At 46.8% G+C, this 11,649-nt stretch carries 11 protein-coding genes; all 11 read right to left on the bottom strand.

The annotated features are described in order from the left end of the window. Positions 1-360: 360 nt before the first annotated feature. The gene (locus AC2EXB_RS02715; RefSeq protein ID WP_483603516.1) at positions 361-1,335 is read right to left on the bottom strand and encodes a CaiB/BaiF CoA transferase family protein; all 975 of its coding nucleotides are present in this window, start codon (positions 1,333-1,335) and stop codon (positions 361-363) included. 1 nt (position 1,336) lies between these two features. Continuing rightward, complete coding sequence (locus AC2EXB_RS02710; RefSeq protein WP_483603514.1) at positions 1,337-2,485, bottom strand: acyl-CoA dehydrogenase family protein; 1,149 nt, start codon at positions 2,483-2,485, stop codon at positions 1,337-1,339. A gap of 31 nt (positions 2,486-2,516) precedes the next feature. After that, positions 2,517-3,287: an SDR family NAD(P)-dependent oxidoreductase gene (locus tag AC2EXB_RS02705; RefSeq protein ID WP_483603512.1), complete on the bottom strand. Its 771-nt coding sequence runs from the start codon at positions 3,285-3,287 to the stop codon at positions 2,517-2,519. Between the two features lie 18 nt (positions 3,288-3,305). Next, the gene (locus AC2EXB_RS02700) at positions 3,306-4,454 is read right to left on the bottom strand and encodes a thiolase family protein (RefSeq protein WP_483603510.1); all 1,149 of its coding nucleotides are present in this window, start codon (positions 4,452-4,454) and stop codon (positions 3,306-3,308) included. A 153-nt stretch (positions 4,455-4,607) separates the two neighbouring features. Next, positions 4,608-5,513, bottom strand: coding sequence for a glycine betaine ABC transporter substrate-binding protein (locus tag AC2EXB_RS02695; RefSeq protein ID WP_235198135.1), 906 nt, complete (start codon positions 5,511-5,513; stop codon positions 4,608-4,610). A gap of 12 nt (positions 5,514-5,525) precedes the next feature. Continuing rightward, the gene (locus AC2EXB_RS02690; protein ID WP_235198134.1) at positions 5,526-6,161 is read right to left on the bottom strand and encodes an ABC transporter permease; all 636 of its coding nucleotides are present in this window, start codon (positions 6,159-6,161) and stop codon (positions 5,526-5,528) included. Beyond that, positions 6,161-7,129 (bottom strand): ABC transporter ATP-binding protein, encoded by a 969-nt coding sequence (locus AC2EXB_RS02685; protein ID WP_483603509.1) that lies wholly within the window; start codon positions 7,127-7,129, stop codon positions 6,161-6,163. The genes AC2EXB_RS02690 and AC2EXB_RS02685 overlap by 1 nt, the downstream gene beginning before the upstream one ends. A gap of 236 nt (positions 7,130-7,365) precedes the next feature. Further along, positions 7,366-8,220 carry a GNAT family N-acetyltransferase gene (locus AC2EXB_RS02680; RefSeq protein WP_483603508.1) on the bottom strand — a complete coding sequence of 285 codons (855 nt, stop codon included), beginning with the start codon at positions 8,218-8,220 and terminating at the stop codon, positions 7,366-7,368. Positions 8,221-8,387: 167 nt separating this feature from the next. Continuing rightward, positions 8,388-9,605 (bottom strand): MFS transporter, encoded by a 1,218-nt coding sequence (locus tag AC2EXB_RS02675; RefSeq protein ID WP_483603506.1) that lies wholly within the window; start codon positions 9,603-9,605, stop codon positions 8,388-8,390. 110 nt (positions 9,606-9,715) lie between these two features. Continuing rightward, positions 9,716-10,663, bottom strand: a complete 948-nt coding sequence (locus tag AC2EXB_RS02670) for a DUF4003 family protein (protein ID WP_483603505.1) — start codon at positions 10,661-10,663, stop codon at positions 9,716-9,718. 51 nt (positions 10,664-10,714) lie between these two features. Then, positions 10,715-11,524, bottom strand: coding sequence for a zinc transporter ZupT (gene zupT, locus AC2EXB_RS02665; RefSeq protein WP_235198130.1), 810 nt, complete (start codon positions 11,522-11,524; stop codon positions 10,715-10,717). Positions 11,525-11,649: the final 125 nt, after the last annotated feature.

Raw genomic sequence — 11,649 nt, 5'->3', positions numbered from 1 at the left:
TGAAGCTGGATCATTGAAATGCTGAAGCACCCATCTAGCCTCGACAGGCTTAAGGCAGAACACGCCGGAAATCCTGATTTCCAGAGTGGGCTGACTTAAGACCCCGAGAGGCTGGGTGCTGAAGCTGGACATCGAAATGCTGAAACGACCGTTTAGATTCGAAAGGCAAGAGATGACCCAAATCTCTTTTGGGTCATCTCTTTGCGACGAAGCACGAAGTGCTGCAGGAGCAATAGGGGTTTTAGACGGACTGCCGAAGCGGCGCTTTTTGCTGCACAGGCTGGACGGCTTATGTCCCAGAAGTCCATTATTGAAGTTAGACAACTAGATAAATCGAGATTTATTGAAGCCGCTAAAGGATCAAAGCGATTTGACCGCAGAATTACGCGTTTGAAAAAAAGGATGTTCATGCCGTTCATAACCTTTTAAGACCGGCGCAAGGCAGCAATCAATTTCAAGCGATAGCTGATACCATTCCTGCCAGTCTTTTGTTTTAAAATAGGCTGCGACTTCAGCATGTTTAGAAGTTCCTTGCGCTAAGCCGCACCAAACTTTCCATTCCGGCTTGCACGCGAAATCACAGAAATGGTGCCAGAACTTTTCTTCAAGAGCACCTAAAGTAATGTGGCGTCCATCCTGCGTTTCGTAGATAGCATAATTGAGAATCGCACCCGAAATTTCAGGAACACCATTTTCCGAAAGGCCTTCTCTAAAGTAAATATCATGGTTGCCTTGAAATTCCGCCATCACTTCTGCTAAAGCGATGTCCAAATGAATGCCTTTGCCGCTTCGACTCCTGCTAAATAATGCAGCAAGGATTTTCTCCGAAGCGAGCAACCCGCCTGTATAATCGGCAAAAGTATTTTTAGGATGGACCGGTTTCCCTGCGGCATCTGATAATTGATCGAGTGCACCGGATAAGGCCAGATAATTTAAATCGTGGCTCCCTAGCAACGCCAGCGGACCTTCTTGCCCATAGCCAGACAAGGAACAATAAACCAACCCTGGATTGATCTTATGTAAGACTTCATAATCCAAGCCAAGTTTTTTCATTACACCCGGACGGAAAGTTTCAATCAACACATCGGCGTCCTTCACTAATTCAAGCATGCGCCGCTTGCCTTCCGCAGATTTTAAATCAAGATATACGATCGTCTTCCCTATATTATTAGCCGTATGGACATGGCCGCCGCTTATATGGCTGGCAGGATCGCCTGTGGGCGGTTCCACTTTGACGACATCCGCCCCCATTTCAGCTAGTCTCATGCCAGCATACGGCCCAGGCACATAGTAAGTGACATCCAGAACTCGAATTCCTTGCAATGCACCTTCCATCTTAAAGCCCCATTCGTTTAGCGATGATGGTTTTCATGATTTCATTGGATCCGGCGTATATGGCAGCTACAGGTGTATCCCGGTAGCGCCTTGCAATTTCGTATTCCTCCATATAGCCGTATCCGCCGTGCAGCTGCATACATTCCGCCGCCACTTTTTTCGCCCGGTCCGTCAGCCAATATTTCGCCATCGATACTTTTGAAACAATATCTTTGCTGGCCATATGGTCTTCAATCAACGATTCCAGGAAGGAGTGGCCAAGTTCAATCTCAGTAGCGATTTCCACTAATTTAAATTGCGTGTTTTGGAAAGAGCCGACCGATTTGCCAAACGCTTTTCTGGATTTCACATAATCGAGTGTCATGTTCAGCATTTCTTCAGAAGCCGTCTGCGCAGCAATCGCTACCACTAAACGTTCCTGCTGTAATTTTTCCATTAAATAGGTAAATCCTTTGTTTTCCTCGCCAATCAGGTTTGCAGCAGGCACGACGCAATCTTCAAAATACAATTCGGATGTATCTTGGGCATGCAAACCGACTTTTTCAAGCTTACGGCCTTTTGTGAATCCAGGCATCCCTTCTTCCACCATCAGCAATGAAACGCCCCGATGCTTGGACTCCGCCTTCGGATCCGTTCTGACCACCACTACGACATGCGTCGAATTGATGCCGTTTGTAATGAACGTTTTCTGGCCATTTACGATGTAATTGTCTCCATCTCTCACCGCAGTTGTTGAGATATTCGCCAAATCAGAGCCTGCCCCCGGTTCAGTCATGGCAATGGCCGTGATGTATTCACCTGTCACGCAACCCGGAAGCCAGCGCTGTTTCTGCTCTTCATTGCCGTAAGCTTCGATATAAGGCACGGTAATGTCATTGTGAAGCCCTACCCCCGTCAAGCTCGTTCCTACCCGCTCCAATTCTTCGCCAATAATGACCGCATAGCGGAAATCAAGGCCAAATCCGCCGTATTGCTCTTCAACTTGCGGACATAAAAAGCCCATTTCACCCAGCCGGCTCCAAAATGACTTTGGAATGATATGGTCTTTTTCCCATTGCCCGTATTGAGGAATCGCTTCTTTTTCCAAAAACTTGCGCAATGATTTGCGGAACATTTCGTGCTCTTCTTCTTCAAATCTATATTTTGCCATGGTAATTCCCCCCTTATCCCTTGCTTTTTATTTATTTCGGTTGCATGCGAATCGCACCGTCGAGGCGGATGACTTCCCCATTCAGCATGGTATTTTCAGCAATGCTTTCTACTAATTGAGCAAATTCATCCGGACGTCCAAGCCGCGCTGGAAATGGCACGGAAGCGGATAGCGACTGGACAGCCGCTTCCGGCAGCCCGTCGAACATCGGAGTCTGCATCAAACCTGGCGCAATGGCCATTACGCGGATTCCATCTCTCGCAAATTCTCTGGCAATCGGCAAGGTCATCGAAACGATGCCTCCTTTTGACGCGCTGTAAGCAGCTTGGCCGATCTGCCCTTCGTAAGCAGCGACCGAAGCTGTGGAAATAATCAGCCCCCGCTCACCTTCTGTATTCGATTCATTTTTTTGCATCGCTGCTGCCGCTACCCGAATCACGTTGAAAGAACCGATCAAATTGACGCTGATGACCTTTTCAAATTGCTCAAGCGGCATTGGTTCGCCTTTTGATACGACTTTGCCTGGTGTCCCAATGCCCGCACAATTGATAACAGCTGTAATTGAACCGAACCGTTCAATCACTTGAGCTATATTCGCCTCTACTTGTCCGGCATTTGTCACGTCGGTTTCTATATAAAACACCCGATCTTCCCCAAGTTCTTCGATCAATGCTTCTGCCCGTTGTTTATTGAGATCAAAGATGGCCGCTTTTCCGCCCGCTTTCGCGATGCGGCGAACTGTCGCTTCGCCCAATCCCGAAGCTCCTCCTGTGACTACTGCTTTAACTTCCGCTAACTTCATGCATGGTCCCCCGTCCCTTTATAAACGCTCAATAATCGTTGCATTCGCCATGCCCATGCCTTCACAAATTGCCAGCAAGCCGTACTTGCCACCCGTCCGATCTAATTCATAAAGCAAAGAAACCAACAATTTCGTGCCGGTCGCACCAAGCGGATGCCCCAGTGCAATGGCTCCACCATTGACGTTGAGCTTTTCTGGGTCCGCACCCGTGTCTGCAAGCCACGCAAGCGGAACTGGCGCAAATGCTTCATTCACTTCATAGCGATCCATTTCATCAATGCTTAGGCCTGCTTTCTCCAGCACTTTTTTCGTCGCGGCAATTGGACCGGTCAACATAAGCGTCGGGTCCGATCCAACGACCGCCCGCGCGATAATCCGTGCTTTCGGCTTAAGTCCCAGTTCATCCGCCTTTTCACGTGACATCAGAAGAACAGCAGAAGCACCATCGCTCATCTGGCTTGCATTTCCAGCTGTAATCACGCCATTTTCATCAAAAACCGTCTTCAATCCACCTAATACTTCCATAGTTGTTCCAGGGCGCGGCCCTTCGTCTACAGCAACCAGATGCTTTGCGCCGTCTTCACTTTCTATTTCTATGGGAACGATTTCTTTCTCATAATGTCCTTGATCAATCGCGTTTTTCGCCCGTTGATGGCTCTGTACAGAATAAGCATCCAGCTGTTCCCGGCTCAATCCCCATTTCGCAGCAATCCGTTCAGCCGATAAACCTTGATTGATGATCTCGTACTGTTCAGTCAGTTTTGTGCTGGGTTTGGCTCCCTGCATATTCGAGAACATCGGCACCCGCGTCATGCTTTCTACACCGCCGGCAATGACGATATCCATATCTCCTGCTATAATGGCCTGTGCTCCAAAATGCACAGCTTGCTGGCTCGATCCACATTGGCGGTCAATCGTAACACCCGGCACGTAATCCGGGAATCCTGCGATCAGGGCCGCTGTTCGCGCAACGTTCCCCCCTTGTTCCGCGACTTGCGAAACACAGCCTAAAATGACATCTTCCACTTGCCCTTTGTCTACTCCAGCGCGCGCTACCAGTTCTTCAAGCACCAAAGCAGCCAGTTCATCTGGACGCGTTTCTGAAAACATTCCTTTTCTTCTCCCTACCGCTGAACGAACGCCTTCGACAATCACGACTTCTCTCACAATTTTCACCCCATCATTTCATTTTCTTCTATTATAATGTAATCGTTTTCATTTAATTGAATTGAATGACTATTCACTCATTATTATCATTGTACAAGAAGGTTTTAAGAAATACCATAAAAAAAGAACCGCGGATCATCCCGCGGTTCAAACTTACTCTTCTTCGATCAATCCTTTTTCAATTAAGAATTCACGTGCAACGTCGCTTGCCACTTCCTGATCGACATCCACTTTTGCGTTCATCGCAAGCATTTCTTCTTCCGTAATTTGACCAGCTAGCCCGTTCAGCACTTCTTCCAATTCCGGATATTCTTCCAGGGCTTCTAGGCGGACAACCGGTGCCGCATCGTATTTCGGAAAGAAGGATAGATCATCTTCCGTCGTCTCTAAATCAAATAATCCAATCCGGCTATCCGTTGTAAACGCCGGAATAACATCTACATCTCCGTTTTTCACAGCTTCGTACATGATGGCCGGATCAAAACTTTCTGTAGCTGAAAATTCGAATGGATACGTGGCAATCATGTCATCATAGCCATCGCCTTGGCGTTCATAGAACGGATGCGGTGCACCGAAAGACATTTCTTCCGTCTTAGAAATTTCAGCAAGGTCCGAATAGGTGGCCGCATCATAGCCGCTGTCTTTTGAGAAAGCTAATGTATAGCCATTTTCAAAGCCCAGTGGTTCAAGCCACGTTGCATCCAAGGTTTCTTCATAACCTTTTCGTACGCGATCTAGCACTTCTTCAGATGACTGGCCCGAAACCGCTTCTTCTTTTAATACATCTTTTAATCCCGTGCCCGTATATTCGACATACAAATCAATATCGCCTTTTTCGAGAGCCGGCGTTAAGATTGATACTTCGCCGAGTCCGTCTTCATACTCTACCGTGTATTCAGAATTCGCTTCAATATACTGCCCGAGAATATGCGGGAGAATATACTGCTCCGTCCACGGCTTCCCGCCAATAACGATCGGCTCGCTTTCAGACGATCCTGAGCTGCAGCCAGCCAGTACTGCAGAAGTGAGCAAGGCCATTCCTAATAAAGATTTCTTCATCAATGATTCCCCCTAAAGTTTAAGGCCTTTCGGCGTTGTTCTTTTTTCAATCCATTTTAGTATCAAATCAAAACCGATGGCCAAAAGTGCAACCGGCAATGCACCAGCGAGTACCAAGGAATTGTTGTAGGATTGCAGCCCTCGATAAATGATGTCCCCGAGCCCGCCTGCTCCGACAAAAGTTGCCAGCGTGGCAATTCCTACTGTCAATACAGTCGCAGTCCGGATGCCGGCCATAATGAAAGGCAATGCGAGCGGCAACTCGATTTGCCGAAGAATTTGCGTTCGCGTCATCCCCATGCCGCGCCCTGCTTCAATAACAGAACCGTCGACTCCGGTAATCCCCGTATACGTATTCCGCAAGATTGGCAGCAGCGCATAAATGATAAGTGCGATAAGAGCCGTCGGCGAGCCAATGCCAAGCAACGGCACCAGAAACCCGAATAGCGCCAAACTGGGAATCGTTTGAAAAATAGCAGTTACGGCAATAATCGGTTCTGCGAACCGCCGATATCTCGCAATCAAAATTCCGGTAGGCAAAGCGATGGCGATACCTATGGCCACGGCAATGAAAGACAGGTAAATATGTTCCAGAAAGGCCGTTTGGATCATATCTTGGCGGCTGACTAAAGTATCAAAGAAATTCATCAAACCAATTCACCTTCTTCTTTTAACAAAGCCGCTTTCAATAATTCCCGTTCACTGGCATAAACACGGCGATTGTGACCTACACGGATGGCCAAGTGAGATTGACCGCTCTTTTCCAGCACCTCAAAAGCTTCTTTTACTGAGATCGCGCCGGATACTTCTTGGATATCGTCTGGCCCATCTTCTTTAAACAAGTTCACAAACTCGCTTAAGTTCTTATCTCCAAATGGCCGTTGCCGTTGTATCCGCTCGACGCCGATGAAATTGCGCACAAAATCATTTGCAGGATTGCCCAATATTTCCGCAGGCGAGCCGACTTGCTCCACTTGCCCTTTACGCATCACAATAATGGTATCTGCTATTTTCAGTGCTTCATCCATATCATGGGTAACAAAGACGATCGTTTTTTGGATGGTCTGCTGCAGATTCCGAAGTTCATCCTGCAGCTGCTCACGGCTGATCGGATCAAGTGCCGAAAAAGGTTCATCCATTAAAATGATATTCGGATCTCCTGCAAGCGCCCGGACCACACCGACACGCTGCTGTTGGCCGCCGCTCAATTCCAGCGGATAGCGCTCAAGATACGTGTCGGGATCCAGTCCCGTCAATTCCATCAATTCTTGGATCCTCGAAGCTATTTTTTCTTTTGGCCATCCCAAAAGCTTCGGGACTAGCGAAGCATTTTCTTTAATGGTCATGTGTGGAAACAAGCCGATGCGTTGAATGACATAGCCGATTTTCCGGCGAAGCTCTACTTCTTCCAAGTCGGATATCGGCTTTTCATCAATGTATATTTCGCCCTGCGTAGGCTTTTCAAGTTTATTGACCATCTTCATCAGCGTCGTTTTTCCGCATCCACTCGGTCCGATAATAGCGGTCAATTGATGGGACGGAAAAGTTAAACTGACTTTTTTCAACGCTTCCGTTCCATCCGGAAACTGTTTTGTGACTCCTTCAAAACGGATCATTGCATCCGCTCCTTTCTCTTCAACAAACACCACCTACTTCTTTACCCTTAAGTCGAACGAGTTATTCTCGCGTTTCCGCTTTATAAAAATAAAAAAATCCTCCTGAAAACTTTGGAGGATTCGATAAATGCACCCGTCTGATTGCCAATGCAGAATCCCCGAAATTAAGTCGACCCTAAATTTCAACCGTCTCTATCCGGACCTTTGGTTGTTCTGATTTCCGAGAGCAGGAAGCTTTATTCGTCAGCGGATTCTTCTATGATCAAGTGTACAGGATTCGCGATTTGCTCATAGCCGATTTCTTGGTAGATTTTATTGGAAGTTGGATTTTTCAAATCGGTGTAAAGCATGGCAAAATCATATTCGTTCAATAGTTCTTCCGTCACTTCTGCCACAAGCGTTCTTGCATAGCTTTTGCGGCGGTGCTCTTTCGGCGTGAATACAAATGAGACGGTGATCCCTTTTTTAGAAGGGCGTGATTTCTTCATGCAGGAAACCATTTCCCCTTCCACTTCCCACACATAAATTTCTTTGCCTTCGATAAAGGAAGCGATTTTGCGGCCGGCTTCTACTGCGGAAGAAACGCCAATCCCTGTTTCTTCTTCAAACAGCAAATACCATTCTTCCAATCGCGCCGAATCTTTTCTGTTCGCTACCCGCCAAGTGCCCAGACTTTTAGAAAGCCCTGGATTAACCGAATCGGTGCGGTAAAGCCCTTGATCCATGAATACACGGGCCTGTCCGCCTTTTTTCTCAGTCCAAGCATCGGCAAAATTCCAAGCCGTTTCTTGGTCTCCTATGACTGCATCCACTTCAATCCCGAGATTCAGCAGATGACGAGCCACCCACTTCTCGATGCCAGGCGACTCTCTCAATACGATGAGCTGCAAGGGATGCGGAGGCGTCATCAAACAAACTGCCGCAACTTTCCCGTCTTCTTCTGCAGTGGCCAATAAATATTCTTCATACTTCCCTTCTTTTATCTGATTAAGAATCCCCAAAAACAAGCTATGCACGTCTTCACGCTGATAAAGCGGACCTTCGACTTTATTTGCAAAAGCAATCGGCTCCGTCCAAACAATCCATTCCATTTCCCTCACTCATTTCTTTTCACGCCTCTGTTTTACTCTGTTCTATAATGTATTAGCCATAATAGTGAAAATCCCTTTTTTTCGTCCGGAATTTTTCAAATCCGCCGCTTTCTTTGCAGCAATAAAAAATAGCCTGAACCGGATTGACGGTTCAGGCTACGCAAAAATCATTCCAATTCCACTTGTTTCGTCTCTACGCCCAAGAAAGCTACAGCCAAAGCACCGATGATGATGGAAACACAGAAAATACCGAAAATCCATTCGATGCCGTATCCCGCAGTCAACATAGAACCGACCAATAACGGGCCTAAAATCCCGCCGACGCGCCCGAATGATGCAGCCATTCCCGTTCCCGTCCCGCGGATGACCGTCGGATACTGTTCCGGGGAGTAAGCATAGAGCGCTCCCCAAGCACCTAAATTGAAGAATGACAAAAACGCACCTGCGGCTAACAGCATACCGACGGTTTCAGCATTGCCGAAGACGAGCGCACTGGCAGCCGTACCGATTAAATACGTGACAAGCACAAATTTACGGCCGATTTTTTCAATCAGCCAAGCGGCAGAGAAATAGCCCGGCAACTGAGCCAACGTCATAATCAAGACGTAACCGAAACTCTGGATTAAAGTGAATCCTTTTAATACCATGACGCTCGGCAACCACAAAAACATTCCGTAATAAGAAAAGACGACTGTAAACCAGACTATCCAAAGCATCAATGTCGGTTTCCGATATTTTTTGGACCATACGTCTTTAATATTGGTTGAAATGGACCGCAGCACATCTTTTTTCGCCGAAAACTGCGGCGAATCCGGAAGATTGATGCGCAGGTAAAGCGCATATAATGCAGGCAATGCAGTCAGCAACAACGCAATGCGCCAGCCATATGAAGGAATGACGAAATAAGAGATCAATGCTGCAAGCAGCCAACCCGCTGCCCAAAAACTTTCCAGCAGCACAACGACTCTTCCCCGTTCTTTTGCTGGCACACTTTCAGATACGAGCGTAGAAGCAACCGGCAGTTCGCCGCCTAGGCCCATTCCCACAAAGAAACGCAAAATCATGAAAGCAGCGAGCGTCGTCGTAAGCGCCGAGATTCCGCTTGCCAATGAAAAGAGCAATAAAGTAATGATAAATATCTTTTTGCGGCCGACCCGGTCAGCGTAGATGCCGAATACAAAAGCACCAACCGCCATTCCGATTGAGTTGACGCTGCCGATCCAGCCCATTTGGGCAGTGGTCAAACCCCAATCTTCGTGCAGCGCGGCGATGACGAACGATAGGATCCCTACATCCATCGCATCGAAAAGCCAGCCTAAACCTGCAACGCCCAGTAATTTATTTCTTGAAATAGGCGCTGTATTTTTTTCACTTATCGTAGCCATTTGAACTCCCCTTGTCTTTACACATGTATACTACTGTCTTTACACAGTAACTATACCGTTTATCCATAGAAGTGACAAGGATCTTTAAAAAGTCCAACTTTTCAATTTATTCAACTTCCATTGCCGCTATTGCTTGTAATGATGGCTGCATTGATACTTGAATACATGGCCGCTTGCTGAGCTTGCATAAGCATTTCAAGCGACGTCGAAAAAGTGACGGCTGAGACTTCCTGCGCTTCAATAATATCTTTCATCCCGAATTGGACAGCCGTTGTAAACGCTAAATCTTTATACCACTTGAATGATTTTGTTTTTTCCAGCCGGCGAGTGCCTTCGATAATCTCTTTCAATATCTGGCCATCCGCTTCTGCAACTGCCAAAATTCCTAAAATCGGGTATTGCGGACCCCTGATTTTCAATTTCTCATTCTGGAAGAAATCCCGGATGGCAACGACGCGCCCAACAATATCCGGGCGGTAAGCGGGTGAATTGAATGTCATGATCTGCGAAAGCCATTGAAGGTCGTTGCCCATATAAAATCCATGCTCACGCAAATCTTTGTAATAGGCATTCATGGTAGCTGCCCGTTCTTTAATATCCCCTTCTAAACGCCCGAGCAGCACCGCATAAGGAATATCTTCCTGTGATGTCAGGAATTTATGATGCAGTTTCATTTCTTCGTGCAGTAGTTTTGCCCTTTCCGCTTCTCCCGGATTCTGTACAATCATGGCCGCGATATAGGTATAAGGCGAACGCCGGAAACCAGCTGCATTCAATTCATCTTGCCAAGCATTGATTTTCTTCAATCCTTCTTCCGGCGACTCCTCCTGCAAAGTGAGAAAAGCGGCCGCAATATGATGCATATACGACTTCAAGGGTGATGCCCAGCCTTCATTTTTCTTGATGATCTTCGAACTTTCCATATGGCCTTTTTCATCAAAATCTTTTTCTTGAACCAAATAAAAATTAGCGACAGCAATGGCAATCCGTTTATCGACTGACCAACCAAGCGCTTTCGAAACTTCAGCTACTGTTCCTTCAATTTTCTCGATGTCCATAAAAACGCCTCCTTTTCTCAACATACGAGATCAGGAGGCGTAAAGTTTCATTTATACGATCAAAACTAGGCTGATTGCCATAACGGCCATTCCAGCCACCAAGCCATAAATAGAAAGATGGGCTTCATCGTAGCGTTTAGCTGCCGGAAGCAACTCATCTAATGAGATGAAGACCATGATGCCAGCTACCCCCGCAAAAATAAGTCCGAATAGCGTATCGCTCAAGAAAGGCATTAAAATCAGCCAAGCCGCGATTGCACCGACCGGCTCAGAGATTCCGGAAAGAAAACTGTACTGGAATGCTTTTTTCCGGCTTCCGGTTGCATAATAAATCGGCACCGATACAGCGATCCCTTCTGGAATATTGTGGATAGCCACCGCTATCGCAATGGCCACACCTAAAGTCGGGTCTTGTATAGCCGACATGAATGTCGCAATTCCTTCCGGGAAATTGTGAATACCGATGGCGAGCGCCGTAAAGATTCCCATTTTCCGCAAACGCGCATATTCATCGTTCGTTGGACCATCGTCCATATCCTCGACCGTTTTGACTTCATGCGGATTCCCCAACTGCGGCAAGATCCGGTCCAAGACCGCCATAAAAATCATACCGCCGAAAAACCCGACCAAGGTCAACCAATAGCCCGTACTTTCGCCATGAGCATTCGTCAAGGAATCTTTGGCTTTCACAAAGATTTCGATTAAAGATACGTAAATCATGACTCCCGCTGAAAAACCAAGGGAGACAGATAAGAATTTTGTATTCGTTCTAGATGCAAAAAAAGCGATTAAACTTCCTATCCCGGTTGCTAACCCAGCAAGCAGAGTTAATCCAAGCGCAAATAACACCGCACTATCCATACTCCCAACGTCCTTCCATACAAATTGAATAGGGTAATTGTACGTTAAATGTTTCCTTAATGCAACATTTTTCAACTAAGAAAGATTTCCCATTATTCCTATTAATGAATCATGCAGAATTTGAG

The organism is Planococcus alkaliphilus (assembly GCF_057031095.1).
The sequence above is the reverse complement of the archived record's forward strand: the minus strand, read 5'-3'. Positions and strand labels throughout refer to the sequence as shown.